This is a genomic window from Fundicoccus sp. Sow4_H7 (assembly GCF_052115865.1).
Taxonomy (GTDB): domain Bacteria; phylum Bacillota; class Bacilli; order Lactobacillales; family Aerococcaceae; genus Fundicoccus_A.
The window spans coordinates 22,204-40,911 of sequence record NZ_JBQKME010000001.1 but is presented as its reverse complement, the minus strand read 5'-3'; the positions used below and the strand labels follow the sequence as shown (position 1 = coordinate 40,911).

Genomic DNA, 18,708 nt, shown 5'->3' with positions numbered 1-18,708 from the left:
GCTATTCATTATTTATTTGAATACCCCAGACCGTTTGATTATTTTGGCCGTAGGCCGCAAAGACAAGTCGATTTTGGTCGAATTCATCCTGTTGTTCTACAATCACACCGTCAAAAATCTCACCGTTAATTTCTAAATGGATTTGACCATTAGCAGTCAATTCATATGTCCCAGCTTGGTCTCCTTCAATCATTCCATCCGAAGTTAAACGTATTTCTTGATTAACAATCATATCGCCACTTGTGGTATTACCGTGGTCGACCCATTGATATGTTCCAACGACTTGCTCAGAATCTTTAGTAATTGATTCTGCTAAAACACCGTTATAGCGGTAAGGCAAGGTGACTGGCCAGCCTGATTCGGTGTAGACCATTTGATGAACTCTTAAGCGGTGCATTTCATTATTGGTATTAAACCGAACATGGAAAACATTAAACCAGTTATTGTTGGCATCCACTAAAACAGAGTTATGTCCTGGTGCTTTATAGCCTACTCCTTTTAAGCCCGCAATATTGTAATTTCCCATTAATTTAATTCCGAAACTATCGTTGACATCGCCCCAATCAATGATTCCATCATTACCATTGAAATCTAAATACGGACCATCTACTGTCTCAGAGCGGAAAAGACGCATATTATATCCACCATCACGGTTTAACCCACCATAAGTTAACCATAAATAGTAGTAGCCAGTATCTTTGTTGTAATGGATGTAAGGTCCTTCACCTGATTGATGATGACCTCCTGAAATTTTAGTTCCAAAATAGCGATCAATCGAGCGTCCATCCTCTGTTTCTCCATCAACAGCTGGATAAATGGGTGTACCCGTTTCTGGATCAAGTGGTAAAACATGAATTCCTCCTGACCAAGAACCGTAAACTAACCACAATTCGTCATTTTCATCTAAAAATACAGTTGGATCAATGGCATTTGGCGCATAATCTGTATTGTATTCTCTCCCTAACGTTTTCGTCCATTTAGGGTTAAAACCATCGATTACTCCTGCTTCAATCAATTCATCCAGATGTGTCCCATGGTAATTAATATTGCGATCACTACCGTCTCGCCCATCTTCTTCTGAAAATCCCGAATAAATAATGGTGTCAACGTAGCGATAAGGACCTTCTATGGTAGGTGATACCATTGTGACAATGGCTGAACGTCGCCAAGTTGAACTAGCAGAATAGTACATCTGGAAAGCGCCAAGGTCTCCATTAGCCCATTTAAAATCTGGGTTCCAAATCACGTCAGGTGCCCAAAGGTTAAATCCTCCTTCTGAATCTGCATCATTATGCCCGGACCACTCAAAAGTTTCAGCTAAATTCTCAACCGTATTGCCAAAGATTAAGTTATCTTCCATATTTTGATATTCACTATTATTAGGAACATCCCAAGTAATTAAATCTCTTGATTTAGCTTGCGCAATATGGGTACCAAACACATAAAAAATCTCTTTTCCATCCTCATCTAAAAAAGAATAAATGGATGGATCATGGACCGATATTTCTTTATGCTGCACTGTTTCCCATGGTTTTTGTTCCATTTCTTCCACCTCATTTTTACTAACTGGTTGGTGAGGGACCGTTTGTAAAATTAACAAAGCAGATGTCACCAGATTTAATAGTGTGATCATTAGTTGATATCACTCCTCGTTATACAATAATCTTTCTACTCCAATAACATGAATTTTGAAATAAATACATTCTTTAGTTGTCAAATGTACTTAAACTACAATTTTGAATATTAATGATAATGACGAAAAACCTCCGTTTTATTGGAATTGTAGAGTAAAACGAAGGTAAAAATTATTTAATAGTCCAAATTATTTAGGATTAAAAACTTCAACTTCAATAATGACATACTATACGACTAACGCATAGAAATACAATATAAAAGTTACTGATAATATTTTTTATTAATTGTTCCTTGATGACTAGACTATACCAACCAAATACTCTTGTCTCCCATCCCGCAAATAGATAGGAAGTGTATCAATTTTTGCTTCAGATAAAATCCATTGACCACCTTCATAGATAACACCATCTCTAGCATCAGTCCAATTCGCCCCTTGTGGTAAGTATACTTTTCGTACTTGAGCACCGGCTTCCATTATTGGTGCAACTAAGACATCGCCACCGAACATATACTGGTCATTCAAGTCCCATGTTTCAATATCATTTGGAAACTCATAGAACATCCCTCGTAAAATCGGAGCTCCTTGCTCATGGGCTTGGGTCATTAAGTTTCGGTTGTAATCTCTCATTTTTTCACGAATATCAATAAACTTTTTCATGATTGTATAATTTTCTTCACCATAGCTCCATATTTCATTCGCTTCACCACTTTGTTCAGTAGTTTCACCATTCGAATTTATTATTTCGCGGTGAGGTATACGAGAACCATGGATTCGCATGACTGGGCTAAAAGTTCCAAATTGGAACCAACGAATTAAAAGTTCCTTAAATCCATCTGTATGAACATCCCCTCCATGGAAACCACCAATATCTGTTGTCCACCACGGAATTCCGGCAATTCCCATCTGTATGCCTGCCACTACTTGATTTTTGAAATCTTGATAAGTAGAGTGGATGTCGCCGGACCAAACCAAAGCACCATACCGCTGACTACCGGCCCACGCACAACGCACTAGCTTAACTGTATTTTCACCGAAATCTTTCATTTCTCCTTCATGAAATCCACGAATGTACTCACGAGGAAATAGATTTCCTTTCTGTAAAACACTACCAGTATAGTAACGATAAGCATCAAAGTCGTAAGTTCCAAACTCTGGTTCTGCCTCATCTAACCAAAAGAGACGAATTCCTTGGTCCCGATAGTTATCTTTAACCTTTTGCCAAATATATTTACGTGCTTCTGGATTGGTCGCATCATAAAAGACATTATTACCATGAAAAATCATTTGAACATCAATCCCATGGGCAGTTTGAACCAACAAACCACTTTCTTTCATCTCTTGGAAATTCTCACTTCGAACATCGATTTGAGGCCAAATAGAAACCATCAACTCAATACCATAAGAACGACACTCTTCCACCATTTCTTTAACATTTGGGAAAAAATGGTTATCAAAGCGATAATCACCACAACGCGGCCAATGATAATAATCAATCACTAAAACATCAATTTTTACACCTCGACGGTTATACTCTCTTGCTACTTCCAAGACTTCTTCTTGACTCACATATCTAAGTTTACTTTGCCAAAAACCTAACCCGTATTCAGGCATCATTGGAACCCTACCTGTTACTGCACTATACTGTTCTTCAATTTCCGCTGGAGTTTTCCCTCTAGTTATCCAATAATCTAATTGTTTTGTGCTGTCAGAACGCCATTCGGTATTATTCGAACCAAAAGATACTGATCCGACAGCAGGATTATGCCACAAGAACCCATAGCCTTTATTTGATAAGTAAAATGGTACAGAAGCTTGAGAATTACGATGAGCCAATTCCAAATTACAACCTTTTAAGTCCAATATATCTTGTTGATATTGACCCATACCGTAAATTTTCTCACCCTCATTAGCAGAAAAAGTAGCTATTAAACGGTAATCACCACCTATTTGAGAACGAAAATTACGAGGTTTTTTTAGTAATGCACCTCCACCATCTGCTTCCGACAAAAGAAGTGTACCATTCTCATCATAAAAGCTGATGCGTCCAAAAACATTAGACCAACCTTTTGAATTGACAACAGCTCTAATATTGCCATATTGTATAGCAGCTTCATTTTCTAGGATTTCGATAATCACCTCATCTTTAATTATTGGCTGTTCCAATAGTGCTGTTGAAGTTAAATCTATAGGTCCGTTAGGAGTCGCTACTACCCGAAAACTATTTAATCCCCAAGGTATTATTCGTACACGTTCATTGTTATTTTGAAACTCAAGATAAGTCTCACCATTAGTAAAGACAGTCATATTAAAATCCTCCTATATTCAATTAGGAAAACAGCTAGCACTCAATTGTAATTGCAGTGTTCTCCCATCCTCAATCCAACAATTGATTTGATTATTTTCATATGGGTGTTTTAAAAATATTGCTCTTAATGGTACCGCATCTTGTGCATTAACTATATTTACATTTTCTATTGTCAATCCTGCGAATAAACTACTCACCAATCCTACTGTTAATAACGCCTTTAATTGTTTTTTCATTAAATAATCTCCTTTATTTTTACTAAGAAATGCATCAGCGGAATAAACTATTGAGATATTGTTTCAACTTAAAGCAGAATCGTTTTTTTATATTAGGATATACCACTCCTTTCCACCTAAAAAAAAGATAGCGTTAACATAGCGGCAAATAAATATCCCCTCCTTTTTAAATTTACATCCTAAAAATATAGTTATACCAAGCTTACACGTATAACATTCCATGATAATGGCTTTAATTGAGCCTTCACTCGATGTGCTTCGACAGTCACATCTTTGTTATTGCTTGTTTTTACAACTTCTTCATCTCTATTGTTGATCGCTTTGATATCAAAGCCAGCAAGTTCTGTTGCTTCTTTTAATTGACCTAATTCAATATCGGATAGTTCACAATCTAATGCGATACTTTCGTCTTTTGAACGATTGACAGCAAATATAACCAGCTCATTTTCATCTTCATTCAAGACAGCAATCGATTCTAAATAAGGAACATCAGCAAAATCTTTTGAATCATAGGTATCCACTTGGACATTTGGTGTTAAAGCAATGCCTCGTCCATATAAAGAGGCATGCATAAATGGATAAAAGATTGTTTGGCGCCATGCCGGACCATCTTTTTCGGTCATAATAGGTGCAATGACGTTAACTAATTGAGCTAGACAAGCAATTTTCACACGATCACTATTTTTCATCAATGTGATTAATAAACAACCTACCAGCAAAGCATCTTCAAAGTTGTACACATCTTCTAAAATTGGCGGTGCAATTTGCCATGGCTCATTTTTAGAATCTTGTTCATTAGAGTGGTACCATACATTCCATTCATCAAATGACAAATTAATGGTCTTCTTACTTTTCTTTTTGGCTTTTACATAATCACAGACAGCAATTACTGACTTAATAAAATTATCCATATCGATTGATTTGGCTAAATAATTTTCTAAGTCATTTTCTTGATTCCCATAGTAGCGGTGTAATGATAAGTAATCGACATAATCATAAGCTTCTTCCAAGACTTCAGCTTCCCAAGATGCGAATGTTGGCATTTCAGAACTTGAACTTCCACATAAAACTAACTCAATACTATCATCGACTAATTTCATCGCTTTTCCAGCTTGAGCCGCTAGTTTCCCATAATCAACGGCAGATTTTTGTCCAATTTGCCAAGGTCCATCCATTTCATTTCCTAAGCACCAGGTTTTAATCGCAAATGGTTCTTCATGTCCATTTTGACGTCTTAAATCTGATAATTCAGTTCCCGAAGGAAAGTTACAATATTCAACTAATCTGCGCGCGTCATCTACCCCACGTGTCCCCAGGTTAACTGCCATATTTATTTCTGCATTCGCTTCTTGCGACCAATCAAAGAATTCATGTAAACCGACTTCATTGGTTTCAATTGTCTTCCAAGCTAAATCTAAACGCTTTGGTCTTTCTTCTCTTGGTCCAATCCCATCTTCCCAATTGTAACCGGATAAAAAGTTACCACCTGGATAGCGAATCAAGGGGATATTTAATTCTTGAATCAGTTCTTTTACATCATTACGAAAACCTTTTTCATCTGCGGTAGGATGGTCCGGTTCATAAATACCTTCATAAACAGCTCGTCCCATATGCTCAATAAATGATCCATATAATCGATCATCGATTTTTGAAATCTGAAAATTCTTAGAAATTTGCATGCTTGCTTTCATCTGCTATTTACTTCTCCTCTCTAGTCGTTCACTTGCCCCAACAAGACTCCATGACTCGGAACCATCCATGCCTCATCTTTCAAATTTGTTGTTCCATGCCATAAGTCTTCTATACTATTACCTTCAACTAAAGCCTTCAATTCCTCAGGAATAGGCATTTTATAGTCACTTACATTGAAGAAAGCATAGTAAGTGTCTGTTTCCGATTGAGCTTCCCATACGATCCATTCAGCCTCACGATGTATTTGTCTTCTTTCAACAATTTGATGGTACATTTGTAGAACGGATGTATTCGTTAACAATTTTAAAGTAAAGTCATCAATGTCTGGTAAAGTACCTCCAAACATTAAAGGCGAGCCGAATATAGTCCATAAACTCATTAATAAGTATTGCTCATTTTGAGTAAAGCGTGTCCAATTATCTCCACCACCACCATCAACGGCTCGAATCCCGATATGGCCAAGAGGCAACATGTCACAATCCGGCCAATTGCCAGGCCGAACATAAGGTGCCCATTCTGCTGTACGGTCAAACATATGATATAAGGCATCCCAATGATCCCAAAAATCATCTGTTAAGCGCCACATATTAGCGTGGTCTTGGAAAAAAGTACCATTTTTCAAAGCAGCAGGGCCGGGTGATAAGGATAACACCATTGGTCTGCCAACTTTTTGGATTGCTTTTTGAATTGCTGCAATTTCTTTTTTATGTGCATCATGATAGATTTTTGAATCAGCAATATCATCTACCTTAATAAAATCTACACCCCATGAAGCATATAATTCGATTAATGAATCATAGTATAACTGCCCTTCTGGCATATCCACATTTACCCCATACATATCCGAATTCCAAGGGCAAATATTATTCAAAGCGATGTCACGGGCTCTTTTGTCTGTACCTTTAAGTGCCGTATTTTGATGGACTGCTTGACGCGGGATTCCGCGCATCATATGAATGCCAAACTTCAATCCTTTGGCATGGATATAATCGCCCAAAGGCTTAAAGCCGTTTCCGTCTTTAGCAGACGGAAAACGATTTTCAGCCGGAATTAACCGTGAATACTCATCCATATTTAAAGGATAAAAGTCATTGTAACGTGTCGAAGACGCCTCAGGTTCACTCCACTGGATATCCACTACCACATATTCCCAACCATAGGCTGACAACTTGTCAGCCATGACATCTGCATGCGCCTTTACTTCCTCTTCTCTTACGGATGCTCCAAAACAATCCCAAGAATTCCAGCCCATTGGCGGTGTGGGAGCATAAGATAGATGTTTTTTCATTATTTACTCCTTTTTCGTTTTTTGCAGTGATATTTATTTGATTTTGGCTCTTATACTTATAACAGACATTGGTGGTGCTGTTACTTTTAAATTATCGTTTGATAGATCATATTGGTCAAAATCCAATAACTGGATATTGTCTGGTTGTTCAAAGGTATTGTGGTCATCATTATGTTGACCCACAATGTATTCAGCCGACACGAGTTCGCCTAACTGCTCGATGGTTAAGGATAAGTCTTGAGCTTCATCCATTGAATAGTTACATAAACTTAAGGTTAAGACACCATCTTTTTCAGATAAGGTATAGGTCAGTGGATCATTGCGATCAACATGCGTTTCGATTTCAACCGCATCTTGATGGTATTTATAAAGGTAGAAAACATAAAAACTTGGTGTTTTAATCATTTCTTTGCCTTCTGTTAAAATCATGGCTTGTAAAACATTCACTGTCTGTGCAATATTAGCCATATGGACGCGGCCTGCGTGTTTATGGAAAATGTTTAAGGTAATGGCAGCTACCATGGCATCACGAATCGTATTTTGTTGGTATAAAAAGCCTGGATTCGTCCCTGGCTCAACAGCCAACCAGCTTCCCCACTCATCGACAATTAAGTCAACACGGCGGTCAGGATCGTATTTATCCATAATGGCACTGTGGTTGGTAATAAATTCATCCATTTTGTAAGCACTGGTAATGAGAGAATCCCAATGTTCAACAGGGAAATCAGTCGCAGGACCTTTATCTTCCCATGGTCCTGTTAGGGCATAGTGGTGCAAGCTAATTCCATCCATAAAGCGGGTAGAATAGCGCATCAAGATTTCCATCCAATTGTAGTCATCAATATTAGGGCCACAAGCAATTTTATATAATTTGTCATCACTGTATTGACGGACATAAGTCTGATAGCGGTTATATAAGTCAGAGTAATATTCAGGGCGCATATTTCCACCACAACCCCAGCTTTCGTTACCCACTCCGAAAAACTTCACTTTCCAAGGTTCATCTTGACCGTTTTGACGGCGCCAGTTGGACATCGGCGATTCGCCATCCATTGTCATGTATTCAACCCATTCTTGCATTTCTGATACACTACCGCTACCAACGTTTCCGTTAATATAAGCTTCTGTTCCTAGTTGACGAACGAGCTCAAAAAATTCATGAGTACCAAAATGGTTGGATTCTGTAACACCACCCCAGTGGGTATTCACAATGGCTTGACGGTCTTCACGAGGGCCAACACCATCCTTCCAATGATACTCATCCGCAAAACAACCACCTGGCCATCTTAAAACCGGAATATCGATTTCTCTTAAAGCACGAACGACATCTTGGCGAATCCCATTCACATGTTCTATCTCTTCTTCATCTTCGCCCACCCAGTAACCTTCATAAATACAACGGCCTAAATGTTCTGAAAAATGTCCATAAATATACTTGCTAATTTCGGGTCCTTTTTTGTTTAAATCAATTACTTTATTCATTTATTTCTCCTCTAATGTTTGAATTCTATATGAATTTATTCGCCAGCTTCACCAAACTTTGGAAACCCTTCTTCATCCCAAGTAAATACCTTAGCAAAGGCATGACGGTTAGGATTGGCTAAAGGATCGCCCGTCTTATTCGCTTCAGGTCGAGCATGATAAATTAAAACATCATGTGCATCATCTTCTGATTTGGTAAAAGAATTATGCCCCGGACCAAAGGCTTGATTTTTCTCAGATGTAACAAACACTGGATCAGGACTCTTATGCCAAGAATAACCATCCAATAAATCACTGTCCACATCCGCCCACAATAAGCCCATCGCATAATTTTCATCAGTTGCACTGCCAGAATAGCTGATGAACACCTTATTATTGCGAATAATCACAGCAGGCCCTTCATTAACTAGATAAATTTGCTTTTCCCAGTCATATTCCGGAATCGACAATAAGGTTTGCTTCCCTTTTAATGTCCACGGATTTTCCATTTCTGAAATATACAAATTGGAATTCCCAGGGATACGCGGGTCTAATTGTGCCCACACATAGTACAAACGATTATTCAAATTAAAGACGGTCGCATCTAACGAAAAACTTTCAAATTGGGTCTTCACTTGCCCCTTTTCTTCCCATTCACCTTCTAATGGATTAGGCGAATCATTGCTAATCACAAACATCCGGTGATGGTGGTGTTGATCGCGAATATGTGGATGATCACTTGCTGCAAAATAGATATACCAACTGCCATTAATAAAATGAATCTCAGGTGCCCAAATTAATTCACTTTGTAATCCTGTGTCATGAGCTTGCCAAACCGTAACAATTTCAGCATTTTCTTCTAAATCATTGATTTGTTTTGCTCGTCTCACTTCAATCGATTGATAACCTGGCACGGAACCAGTGAAATAGTAATAACCGTCTGTATGCTTATAAACCCAAGGGTCTGCCCGTTCAATGACAAAGGGCTTGTTGTAAATCATGAATTCTAATCTCCTATCCTAATAAATATATACCAAAAATTCCTACGCCAGCTCCAAAACGAATAGACAATTCGCCTGCCTCTTCAATTTCAATTTCTTTTTCAATAAATACCTCTGCATTTAGTCCTTCAACTGCTATTGAATAACGCTTATCATTAATCGTTAACTGCAATTCTTTATTTAGGTCTTCTTGATGGAAAACGAAACGAACTTTATTAACTGGACTCTTAAGCTTTCCAAAATCATAAGCGAACCAACCATTGTCTTCTGCGATACGATAGTTTTTGCCTTCTTTTGTTGCAATAAATGAATGGTTGAATTCTAAACCTTTAGCAAACTCACTATTGTTATGATCAAAATTATTGAGCGAATCGACAATTTGATCCGATTTCCCATTTTTTTGTTTATTGTTTGCTGCAGTTAAATAAAGATGGTAAATTCCATAACGCTCATCATGAATTTGATAATAGGGAACAAATTCGACATGCTGGTTGCTAGCCTTGAGTTCAAAAGCCATTGAATATTTTTCGCTCTCAATAGGCTTTATGTCACTTAACCAGTCTTCTTTTTCAACGATAATATCCGTTTCTAAATAATCTAATTTTGTACCTACACGAACTAATATCCCATTAGGATTATCCGCATCCATGGCTTCATTACCTAAGCGACTAGCTAATACAAAGGGTCCATAAACTAATGCACCATAATTTGGATTATCTGGTGTCGCTTCGAATTGAAGCTGAGGATCAAATGACAGCTGGATTTCCTTACCCAGTGCAACAAAAATAAAATCTGCCTCATTTGAAACTTCCTGACCTTGGCCATCAACTTCAATCCTTGTCTTCTGTGACCAGTTCGGGATTCTAAAAGCCAATTCTTGAATTAATATGGGCTGATTAGAATCAATGGCAGTGGCAGTGATATTTATTTGGCTAAAATCGGCATTTGATTGTAGGTTTAGTAATAAATTGGCTTTTGCTAAATGTAATTGGTTAGAAAAATAACTATTGATAAAGAGTGTATCTTCATCACTGAAATAGAAAGTGTCGCTTAATTTAGCAAAACTTTCGATACCTGTGCCTGTACAACACCAAAATTCATCATAAGGGCGGTTGTAGACTTTGTTATAGCCCGCATCCATCGGCTGGAAATACATCATCATACCTGTTTCTGGGTTTTGTGATGCTAAAATGGCGTTAATGTAAGTCCGTTCGTAATAATCGAGATACTTGCTATCGTGAGTCAATTGATAAAGTCGTCGCGTGAGTTTCAACATATTATGAGTGTTACATGTTTCACATGTACAATCACCCACACGAATAGCTGCATCATGATAAAGTTCATCTGCTAGATGAAAATGCTCACTTTGGCTATTACCACCCGTTGCGTATGTATGGTGGTTGATTACAATATCCCAGAAGTTAATCGCTGCTGTTAAATACATCTCCTCTGGATTTTCAGTCGTCTCGTAATGACTAAGTGCACCTAGAAACTTAGGAATCATAGTATTGGCATGCTTGCCAGCTAAGACATCTTCCCCTCTAGCTAAGGCTTTAAAAAGCTCTACTTCATCAAAATAAGTCGCTGCTGTATGATGATTTGGATTTTTACTAAAAGTAAATAAGCGATAGAGCGCATCATTCATACCACCATACTCAATTTGTAACATCAGCTGTTTATCTTTTAGCCGCATCATCCGCTTGTAAATGTAATCCCCAAAGCGAGTCGCAATCTCAAGAGCTAATTGACTTAAAGCATCATTTTTTTGAATAAATACCTCATGCACATCCAACAATCCAGCTAAAACCTTGTGGAGGATATACCAAGGGACTAGATTGTTTTCAGCTTGATTTGCTGGCGCTGGAATGCCTTCAACGGCATCTAAAGATGCTTCAGTAAATGCAGATAGATAGCCTGCACTAGCAGGATTAATGGCAGCATATGCTTCTTGAATATGACCTAATTGCTTGACCATATTTTCTAATTTCTGCTCGAGTTTATTTTGTATAGCTTGGTCATCACTGGCTTTAAAAGCGAGTGCTGCGGCTGATAAATAGTGACCTGGGAAATGCCCTCTAAAATTGATTAAATCACTGCGTTCCCAACCTTGATAACCGGTTGAAGTAGGGGCTTCTAGTTGAGCCACTTGGTAAAACTCGTATAGTAATTTATCTTCGTCAAAACTTAATAAGTAGTCCAGTAACTTTTGTTCAGCATTCACTAAATAGGGGTCTGTTAGTGTAATGTGATTGGTTGCTGTCCATTTCATTTAATTACTCCTATTTGATTATTATGGCTGATATTTATTTGATTAATGTAACCTCTAAGCCGGTCAACTTGGCCCAAGTTAAAATTTGGTCAGTGTTGACATTCAGTGAAACAACCGTATGGTGGCCGCCACCTGCTTCAATCCATGCTTTAACGCCATCGTGGAAGTTTGGTTTTACTTTCCAAAGTACACGAGCCACCGGAAGTTTTGGCGCTTTGGTTGTTGGCTCAAAGGCTTCAACTTCATTGACTAAGAGTTTAAAGTGGGTACCAAAATCAGCGAGAGAAACAACCACACCATCTCCTGCTTTACCATCGAAGACTAAGCGTGCTGGATCTTGACGGTCACCAATTGAAAGTGGATTAACGACGATTTTCGGTTTGTTGTTGGCCAGTGTTGGGTCAACTTCTAACATGTGTGACTGTAAAATAGCTTCTTGGCCAGGGGTCAATTCATAAGTGTAGTCTTCCATAAAGCCTGTATTTTGATTATGGGACATGACTTTTAATTGACGCGATAAGGCGGCTGTTTTCCAATCTCCTTCTCCTGCAAAACCATAGCCTTCTGCCATTAGGCGTTGAACAGCTAGACCAGGTAATTGTTGCATTCCATGTAAGTCTTGGAAGTTGGTCGTAAAAGCAGTATAGCCTCCTGCGTCTAAAAAGTTTTTTAGAGCAATTTCATAGCGGGCCTGGACTTTAACTGCGGATTCCCAATTTTCTTTTTCATAATTACCGTAATCGAAATCATAGAGTTCTTTGTATTGGTCAAAGAGTGTATCAACTTCTTCATCTGTAACTTGGTTTATCACTTCAACTAAATCACCAATTCCAAAATAATCTACTGTCCAACCTAATTGAATTTGAGCTTCAATTTTATCACCATCTGTTACTGCTACATCACGCATATTGTCACCAAATCGTGCTACTTTGATGTTAAAGCCTTCTTCATAAGCCACGGCTGTATCCATCCATGCTGCAATTTGTTTTTGAATCTTTTCATCTTCGTAATAGCCAACCAACACTTTATTGTGTTTCTTTAGGCGAGCATTGATATAGCCGTATTCACGGTCACCGTGAGCGGATTGATGTAGATTCATATAGTCCATGTCAATGGTATCCCATGGAATGGCTTGGTTTACTTGTGTGGATAGATGTAATAATGGTTTATGGAGCAATTGTGTTCCCCTAATCCAAAGTTTTGCTGGTGAAAAGGTATGCATCCAAGTAATTACACCTGCAACCTTGTCATTATAATTTGCTTCCTTCATGACTTTTGTGATGGATGCCGCTGAGACTGCGATATCTTGTAATTTGATTGAATAAGGTAAATTTTCTGTTTCATTCAGGCTAGCAGTTATTTTTTCTGCATTTTGCTTTACCTGTTTTAAGGCTTCATCACCGTATAAGTCTTGTGATCCAACAACAAACCAAAATTCTTTTTCTGTATTTTTTAGCATAAGCATAGGCTCCTCATCATTGATATTTATTTTTTGGATTGACCGTAGTAAGCATCTTTTCCATGTTTTCTTAAATAATGTACGTCTAAAATAGCTTGCGGTAGTGGTTCAGCGTAAATATTCAGTTGGCGGCTATAAAAATTCATCCGGCAAACTTCTTCTAGAACAACGCTGTTCATAACAGCTTCATCAGGCGTCTTCCCCCAAGTAAAAGGTCCATGTCCATGGAGGAGGACAGCGGGAATCGCCATTGGATCTAAATTACGTTCTTTGAATGTATTGACGATTAATTCACCGGTATTGTGTTCGTAGGCGGTTTCAATTTCTTCTTGAGTCAGGAATCGTGCACAAGGGACGGTTCCATAAAAGGTGTCCGCATGAGTTGTTCCCATTGCTGGAACATCTAAACCTGCTTGCGCCCAAATGGTTGCCCAAGGTGAGTGAGTATGGACAATGGATCGAATATCGGGATAGTTTTTATAAATCACGGCATGAGTTGGGGTATCCGATGAAGGTCTTAAATCGCCTTCAATGACGTTGTTATCTAAGTCCAAAACAACCATATCATCTGCCGTCATGGTATCGTAGTCAACACCACTTGGTTTAATCACAAAGTAGCCTGATTCTGGATCAAATGCTGAGACGTTTCCCCAGGTATATTTAATTAATCCGCGCTCGGGTAACTCTAAATTCGCTTTAAAAACGGCTTCCTTCAGTGCTTCTAACATCTTTTCACTCCTTAATTATTTGTGTACAACAATTCGCCTGCTAACTTTTCAATCGGTAGACCTTCTAGATACCTTTGAATAAAGACATCGTAACCTTCAATCGATGCTTGACTCGCTTCGATCGTAACTCCTTTATCGGCTTGGAAAACTTGATGGGTTAAGAAGTTTGGCAGTGATAGCGGTTTGTTAGTTAAATTGTTATTCAAGTATGCAGCTAGGACTGCCATTCCCCATGCGCCACCTTCACCAGCTGTTTCCATAACGGTTACAGGTGTTTTCATAGCAGCAGCAAGAATTTCTTGTGCGATTTCAGGGGTTTTGAAAATGCCACCGTGAGCCACGAGCTGATCAATTTCAACTGCCTCATCTTCTAAAATCGTCATCCCAATTCGCAAGGCGCCAAAAGCGGTTAACAATTGCGTTCGCATAAAGTTTCCAAGGTTAAAGGATGCATCAGGTGTCCGTGCAAAAAGTGGTCGTCCGACTGGCATTTTGGTAATATTTTCGCCAGAATGATAACCATAAGCTAATAAGCCACCCCCATCTGGATTAGCATCACGGCTTGTATTAAATAAGGCCGCATATATGGTCGGAAGATCGATATCTAAATTTAATTGGGACGTAAATTCTTTGAAAATCCTTACCCAGGCGTCAATTTCAGTTGAACAATTATTGGCATGAACCATGGCAACTTGTTCGCCCGTCGGGGTTGTTACAATATCAATTTCAGGGTGGACATTTTTGAGTGCTTCTTCTAGGACAATCATGGCAAAAACGGATGTTCCAGCTGACACATTTCCAGTCCGAGGTAAGACACTATTGGTGGCAACCATCCCAGTACCTGCATCACCTTCAGGAGCACAAATCGGAATACCAGTCTTTAACGTGCCTGTTGGGTCTAAGAGTTTAGCGCCTTTTTCGGTCAGCGTTCCTGCGAGTTCACCCGCAACTTTAACCGTTGGAAGCAGTTGTTGTAGGTCAAGATCGAATCCTTCGTCTTTGGCTAATTGTTTAAAGTCTAATAAATACCGCTCATCATAATCTTTCGTTTGACTATCAATAGGAAACATACCAGAAGCATCGCCGATACCTAAAACTTTTTCTTCCGTCAATTGCCAATGGACATATCCTGCCAATGTCGTAAAAAAATCTATTTTATCTAAATGTTCTTCTCGGTTTAACATGGCTTGATAAAGATGAGCGATACTCCACCTTTGAGGAATGTTAAAATTGAAAGCTTGAGTTAATTTCTTTTCAGCTTCTTCCGTCATGGCATTTCGCCAAGTTCGAAACGGGACAAGTAGCTCGTTATCTTGATCAAAAGCTAAATAACCATGCATCATGGCGCTAAAGCCCATGGCTCCTATTTCAGTTAATTCCATTTGATAATTTTCTTTAACTTGATCTGCCATTTTACGATAGCTTTCCTGCAAACCCTTCCAAATGTCCGTTAAAGAATAGGTCCACACTCCATCTTCAAGTCTATTCGCCCATTCATGTTCTCCACTTGCAATCGGTTGGAAATCATTTGCAACTAATACTGATTTGATACGAGTTGAACCTAATTCAATACCTAAATATGTCTGTTTGTCTTTTATTTGCTGTTGAATCCATTTTTTTCTATTTTCAGCCACCCATTTATCCTCCTTTGACACTTTTCACTTTCATTATACTTTTTTGTCCGTATATGTCAACAATTATTTTTTATATGTTCGTACATCTTTGTAAGGGTTTTTAATTAATGTGAGGATTTTCTCGTTGATAAACTAATTATCACTAATTATTTAAGTTGATTCTTAGTGATAATCCCGGTATCACTAACTATTGACGAATATTGTTAGTGATAATCCCAGTATCACTAACTATTGACAAATATTGTTAGCGATAATCCCGGTATCACTAACTATTGACAAATATTGTTAGCGATAAACCCAGCATCACTAACTATCAACGAATATTGTTAGCGATAAACCCAGCATCACTAACTATCAACGAATATTGTTAGCGATAAAAGAGCATGCAAAAACTAATCTAGTTTAATTTCATAGTATTGTTTTCTAATACTACCTTTTTTCTTATAATTTCTTTCAAAAACCTTTAAAATACTTACTTTACTTATCGTACCGCCAGCTAATTGATATAAATTATTAACCGTCACTTTTTCTGGATGATCATAAAAAAGAATACGAAGTTCACGCCCCATTCGAAGAATGACATCTGATTTTCTCTCTGCCATTCCGCAAAACTGACAGGATACTTTTTTATGAGTCGTTTGTATTCCAAGATTTGTGCAATTCATACAAATGATACCTTTCTTTAATTTAAAAAAATCCTCATCAGATAATGATCGAGCTTTAAATGGATTCTCAATTCGAACAGCATTCAACACATCGCAACACTCTTTAATATACTTTGAATGCATTGGATAATCCGTCAGTTCTCGTATTTTTCTCAACCAACACTTCAACTGATGTCGTTGTAAAACTTCAAATTCGAAAGAATTATTTATTTCAATCTCGCAATTCTCACCAATAAATACTACTGCGCCATGAACACGAATTTGCGGATCGACATTAGCTGCAATAATTTTTAGTCGATTTAATCGATAAGTCATTTGATTAAAAATATCAGAATCTATAAGAACATGATTGAGATAATTTTTCCCATCAATCAATTTAAATTGACCATCATAATTTTTAACTTCTAAAACTAACCTTTGATCCTGCATAACGATAATAAAATCAGCTTCCATCCGTTTTCCGTGTTCAAACCAAAAATTACTAAATATTTTCCAATAAGAACTGCCATAGCATTCAATAAACCGAAACATATCTGTTTCCCCTTTGTTACCTTGGTTCAGTGTATAATATTTCTTATTTTGATCTGATGTGAAAAACATGGCTCGTTGTTTAAGTAACTTCAACTGCTCTAATTCAAAATTCTCTCTCAAATAAATACCTCCTGTAAAAAATATTCCTATACATATATACACCAAAAATGAGCATTTCCACTTTTATTTTTGAATTTAAAGTTAGATAATAGATAGTGATATTTATTGAGGGGGTTTTGATTTGAAATATCTACATACGGTGCAGTTTTACGAAACCGATGCGATGCAGATTGTCCACCATTCCAATTATATTCGGTGGTTTGAAGAAGCTCGAATAAGTTATTTGAGTGAGTTAGGTTATAATTATAAGAAGATGAGTGACGAGGGAATTAGTATTCCTGTATTGGCTGTTGACAGTCAGTTTAAAAAGCCTTTAAGGTTTGGCGACACTGCACAAATTCATGTTGCCGTTGAAATGTTTACAGCCTTTCGAATGGAGTTATCTTATGAAATTTATAACGAGGAAACGGGAGAATTAACGACAACAGGTTCGTCTAGCCATTGCTATATTTTAAGTGAAACTGGTCGACCAACTTCGTTAAAGAGGACGCATCCACATATTTTAGATGCTTTAGAAAAAGCATTGAAAAAGGATTCATGATAACGTTCATGAATCCTTTTGTTTTAATTTAGGTTTTTTACCGTTGAACCGGCGATTAATTTCGGTTCATAGAAAATACTCTTGCCATATTGTTGATTATGAATGGCTTCTACAACCCACTTGGCTGCATCCATCCCCAATTGCTCTTTTGGATGCTCAATGGTTGTTAAGTCGATTTGATTAATCGTTGGTGCTATATAGTGGTCGTTACCTACAATGGATATATCTTCTGGCACTTGAATATCATATTGGTTTAACAAAGCGATAATTTGATAAACAATTTGATCATTGTAGCCGACAACCGCCGTAATATTGGGTGACTTTCTCAATTTCTCTAATGCCTGGAAAGCAATTTCTTTACGGGTTTCTGTCGTATATGTCAGGATATTTTCTGGTTTGAAATCGATTTTGTATTGCTCACAAGCCTTAAAGAAGCCTTTCATTCTCAGTTTCCCTTGCAAGTCGTCAATTTTGCTGACTAATAAGATATCTTTGTGCCCTACTTTCATTACGGCTTCTGCTGCGACAAATCCACTCTTCACATCGTTTAAAGCGATTGAAGGAAGGTCTAACTCTTCGTAGTTGGCATTTATCATAACAACTGGAATCCCGCTATTTCGAATACTCGTATATAAAGCTAAATTGGGATTAAATTGATTACTCTTGGTCGGCTCCACAATTAATGCTTGAACACCTTGGCTTATCATTTGCTCTAAACATAATTTTTCTTGCTGATAGTCATTCCCTGTACTTGCAAGCATAAAGGAATAACCGTATTGCCGAAGGGTACGTTCAATTCCTCTCACAATATCTGGAAAAATATAGTCAGACATATAAGAAATAATGACCCCCACTGTTTTTAAAGTTGTCTGGTTATTTTGTAAAGTAGGTTTGTTGGAATCGACATAAGTTCCAGATCCCTTCCTCTTTCTTAGGTAGCCTTCATTAACCAAAATATTAATCGCTTCACGTACGGTATGGCGACTTACCTCGTACATCTCTTGTAACTGCAATTCTGATGGAATAGCTTCGTCTGGTAAATATTCATTCAGCAAAATCTTGTTACGTAAGTCATCGGCCACAATTTGGTATTTAGTTTTGTTCATTTTCATACTCCTAGATTCATCTCAACCTGTTCGGAC

Annotated in this window: 14 protein-coding genes; 1 reads left to right on the top strand and 13 read right to left on the bottom strand. The window is 37.8% G+C overall.

Going from position 1 to position 18,708, the window contains the following annotated elements; genetic code table 11:
• Position 1: 1 nt before the first annotated feature.
• The 12 genes from ACTQ54_RS00165 to ACTQ54_RS00110 all read right to left on the bottom strand — a co-directional run bounded on the left by ACTQ54_RS00165 (position 2) and on the right by ACTQ54_RS00110 (position 17,025).
• On the bottom strand, positions 2 to 1,633 hold the full coding sequence (locus ACTQ54_RS00165) for a glycoside hydrolase family 43 protein (RefSeq protein ID WP_441753811.1): 1,632 nt from the start codon (positions 1,631 to 1,633) through the stop codon (positions 2 to 4).
• Between the two features lie 300 nt (positions 1,634 to 1,933).
• Positions 1,934 to 3,940 (bottom strand): TIM-barrel domain-containing protein, encoded by a 2,007-nt coding sequence (locus tag ACTQ54_RS00160; protein WP_441753810.1) that lies wholly within the window; start codon positions 3,938 to 3,940, stop codon positions 1,934 to 1,936.
• An 18-nt stretch (positions 3,941 to 3,958) separates the two neighbouring features.
• Positions 3,959 to 4,177, bottom strand: coding sequence for a hypothetical protein (locus ACTQ54_RS00155; RefSeq protein WP_441753809.1), 219 nt, complete (start codon positions 4,175 to 4,177; stop codon positions 3,959 to 3,961).
• Between the two features lie 191 nt (positions 4,178 to 4,368).
• Positions 4,369 to 5,868 (bottom strand): arabinosylfuranosidase ArfA, encoded by a 1,500-nt coding sequence (gene arfA / locus ACTQ54_RS00150; protein WP_441753808.1) that lies wholly within the window; start codon positions 5,866 to 5,868, stop codon positions 4,369 to 4,371.
• Positions 5,869 to 5,888: 20 nt separating this feature from the next.
• On the bottom strand, positions 5,889 to 7,157 hold the full coding sequence (locus ACTQ54_RS00145; protein WP_441753807.1) for a glycoside hydrolase family 27 protein: 1,269 nt from the start codon (positions 7,155 to 7,157) through the stop codon (positions 5,889 to 5,891).
• A gap of 33 nt (positions 7,158 to 7,190) precedes the next feature.
• The gene (locus ACTQ54_RS00140) at positions 7,191 to 8,639 is read right to left on the bottom strand and encodes an alpha-N-arabinofuranosidase (RefSeq protein WP_441753806.1); all 1,449 of its coding nucleotides are present in this window, start codon (positions 8,637 to 8,639) and stop codon (positions 7,191 to 7,193) included.
• A 35-nt stretch (positions 8,640 to 8,674) separates the two neighbouring features.
• Entirely contained in the window at positions 8,675 to 9,619 is a 945-nt protein-coding gene (locus tag ACTQ54_RS00135; protein WP_441753805.1) for a glycoside hydrolase family 43 protein, read from the bottom strand.
• Between the two features lie 13 nt (positions 9,620 to 9,632).
• Positions 9,633 to 11,888, bottom strand: a complete 2,256-nt coding sequence (locus ACTQ54_RS00130; protein ID WP_441753804.1) for a glycoside hydrolase family 127 protein — start codon at positions 11,886 to 11,888, stop codon at positions 9,633 to 9,635.
• A 34-nt stretch (positions 11,889 to 11,922) separates the two neighbouring features.
• Complete coding sequence (araA, locus tag ACTQ54_RS00125) at positions 11,923 to 13,347, bottom strand: L-arabinose isomerase (RefSeq protein WP_441753803.1); 1,425 nt, start codon at positions 13,345 to 13,347, stop codon at positions 11,923 to 11,925.
• Positions 13,348 to 13,373: 26 nt separating this feature from the next.
• The gene (locus tag ACTQ54_RS00120) at positions 13,374 to 14,075 is read right to left on the bottom strand and encodes an L-ribulose-5-phosphate 4-epimerase (protein ID WP_441753802.1); all 702 of its coding nucleotides are present in this window, start codon (positions 14,073 to 14,075) and stop codon (positions 13,374 to 13,376) included.
• An 11-nt stretch (positions 14,076 to 14,086) separates the two neighbouring features.
• Entirely contained in the window at positions 14,087 to 15,709 is a 1,623-nt protein-coding gene (locus ACTQ54_RS00115; RefSeq protein ID WP_441753801.1) for a xylulokinase, read from the bottom strand.
• 392 nt (positions 15,710 to 16,101) lie between these two features.
• Positions 16,102 to 17,025: a nuclease-related domain-containing protein gene (locus tag ACTQ54_RS00110; RefSeq protein ID WP_441753800.1), complete on the bottom strand. Its 924-nt coding sequence runs from the start codon at positions 17,023 to 17,025 to the stop codon at positions 16,102 to 16,104.
• Positions 17,026 to 17,146: 121 nt separating this feature from the next.
• On the opposite strand from ACTQ54_RS00110, the gene ACTQ54_RS00105 reads away from it, so the two are divergent.
• Positions 17,147 to 17,566 (top strand): acyl-CoA thioesterase, encoded by a 420-nt coding sequence (locus ACTQ54_RS00105; RefSeq protein WP_441753799.1) that lies wholly within the window; start codon positions 17,147 to 17,149, stop codon positions 17,564 to 17,566.
• Between the two features lie 23 nt (positions 17,567 to 17,589).
• Here the strand turns inward: ACTQ54_RS00105 and ACTQ54_RS00100 are convergent, their stop codons facing one another.
• Positions 17,590 to 18,672 (bottom strand): GntR family transcriptional regulator, encoded by a 1,083-nt coding sequence (locus ACTQ54_RS00100; RefSeq protein ID WP_441753798.1) that lies wholly within the window; start codon positions 18,670 to 18,672, stop codon positions 17,590 to 17,592.
• Positions 18,673 to 18,708: the final 36 nt, after the last annotated feature.

Bases quoted from the DNA above. Each gene is read 5' to 3' on its own strand.
- ACTQ54_RS00135 (WP_441753805.1), bottom strand. From the start codon at position 9,619: ATGATTTACAACAAGCCCTTTGTCATTGAACGGGCAGACCCTTGGGTT.
- araA (WP_441753803.1), bottom strand. From the start codon at position 13,347: ATGCTAAAAAATACAGAAAAAGAATTTTGGTTTGTTGTTGGATCACAA.
- ACTQ54_RS00160 (WP_441753810.1), bottom strand. From the start codon at position 3,940: ATGACTGTCTTTACTAATGGTGAGACTTATCTTGAGTTTCAAAATAAC.
- ACTQ54_RS00145 (WP_441753807.1), bottom strand. From the start codon at position 7,157: ATGAAAAAACATCTATCTTATGCTCCCACACCGCCAATGGGCTGGAAT.
- ACTQ54_RS00140 (WP_441753806.1), bottom strand. From the start codon at position 8,639: ATGAATAAAGTAATTGATTTAAACAAAAAAGGACCCGAAATTAGCAAG.
- ACTQ54_RS00120 (WP_441753802.1), bottom strand. From the start codon at position 14,075: ATGTTAGAAGCACTGAAGGAAGCCGTTTTTAAAGCGAATTTAGAGTTA.
- ACTQ54_RS00100 (WP_441753798.1), bottom strand. From the start codon at position 18,672: ATGAACAAAACTAAATACCAAATTGTGGCCGATGACTTACGTAACAAG.
- ACTQ54_RS00155 (WP_441753809.1), bottom strand. From the start codon at position 4,177: ATGAAAAAACAATTAAAGGCGTTATTAACAGTAGGATTGGTGAGTAGT.
- arfA (WP_441753808.1), bottom strand. From the start codon at position 5,868: ATGAAAGCAAGCATGCAAATTTCTAAGAATTTTCAGATTTCAAAAATC.
- ACTQ54_RS00165 (WP_441753811.1), bottom strand. From the start codon at position 1,633: ATGATCACACTATTAAATCTGGTGACATCTGCTTTGTTAATTTTACAA.
- ACTQ54_RS00130 (WP_441753804.1), bottom strand. From the start codon at position 11,888: ATGAAATGGACAGCAACCAATCACATTACACTAACAGACCCCTATTTA.